This window comes from Paenarthrobacter nitroguajacolicus (assembly GCF_007786235.1).
Classification (GTDB): domain Bacteria; phylum Actinomycetota; class Actinomycetes; order Actinomycetales; family Micrococcaceae; genus Arthrobacter; species Arthrobacter nitroguajacolicus_A.
This window is the reverse complement of the sequence record NZ_VNFK01000105.1, coordinates 1-500: the sequence shown is the minus strand read 5'-3', so window position 1 is coordinate 500 and position 500 is coordinate 1. Positions and strand designations below refer to the sequence as shown.

Below are 500 nucleotides of genomic sequence, written 5' to 3'. Positions count from 1 at the left end.
GTCGGCTTTGCTGATACACAGCCTTATGGCTCTGAAGTGGACACGCCAAATTTGATGGCGTTGGCTGAAGAAGGGGTTAAATTTACCAACTTCCATGCTTCTCCCACATCGTCAGTCACTCGTTCCATGATGTTAACGGGTGCGAATAGTCACGAGGTTGGACTTGGAACGTTTGATTATGCGGTTTATCCGGATGCGATAGGCAAACCAGGTTACGAAGGCTATCTTACGAAAAAGGGTGTAACGGTTGCGACGTTACTTAAAGACAACGGGTACAACACCTATCTTTCAGGTAAGTGGCACTTAGGGCATGACGATGGATTTTTGCCGGATGACCGCGGTTTTACTCAAAGTTATGGGATTTTAGCTGGAGGGTCGAATCACTTTAATAGAGACATGATGTTCCCTGCCAAAAACGCAGCAACCGCTGAAGCGATTCAAAAAGGTGAGATTCCAGGCGTCGAAGTAGAACCGCTTTATCGCAACGGTGAAGCCGTAAT

Annotated in this window: 1 protein-coding gene; it reads left to right on the top strand. The window is 47.0% G+C overall.

All coding sequences use genetic code 11. The features are described from left to right. Positions 1-500: sulfatase-like hydrolase/transferase (locus tag FQP90_RS23185; protein WP_144653461.1), on the top strand; the 500-nt coding region annotated here is incomplete at both ends.